At 38.9% G+C, this 571-nt stretch carries 1 protein-coding gene; it reads right to left on the minus strand.

What is annotated here, in order from left to right; genetic code table 11:
- Window positions 1–391 (minus strand): hypothetical protein (locus H5154_RS23090; RefSeq protein ID WP_182719771.1); only part of this gene is annotated, 391 nt, incomplete at its 3' end.
- Window positions 392–571: the final 180 nt, after the last annotated feature.

Genomic DNA, 571 nt, shown 5'->3' on the forward strand with positions numbered 1-571 from the left:
CTCCATCCTTTTCAATTTCAGCGATTATGTTCTGCCCCTCTAAGCTATCAATATCGAAGCTATATTCTTGTTGCATTATGTCATATAAATCTTTCACCATATCGGCTGGGAAAAAGCCGAAAGTGCCGCTAATGTCAGCGTCAGGTGGAAGCAGCTTATGGGGGAAAAAATTGAAGCTAGCAATCAATAATAACCGACTATTACCTGCGATAGCATCCCATAGTTGCAGTGCGGGTTCAAAGCCGCGCAGGTTTATTTCGATTGACTGCCAATAAATGGCTTCTTCTTCAGTAATTGCAAGCAATTGTTGGTATTTACTTTCATCATCACCGCTAAGCGAAGTAGGGTATCTATCTTCGTCAATAAGTGATAAGTGAATTAAGCTGCTCATAGATAATAGGCTCGTGTTGTGTGATTATCGAAACTAATCAATTAAAAATAAAGGTAAATATAATGAGTCGGTGTGGCATTGCCAACCATGCATGTCTTTGCCTAACTTTGCCATAGTAAGGGCATTTAAACAGATAAAGCCTTCTTCCATATCTTTGTAATCACCAAATTTACATTCATC

The organism is Pseudoalteromonas sp. SR44-5, from assembly GCF_014163675.1.
Taxonomy (GTDB): domain Bacteria; phylum Pseudomonadota; class Gammaproteobacteria; order Enterobacterales; family Alteromonadaceae; genus Pseudoalteromonas; species Pseudoalteromonas rhizosphaerae.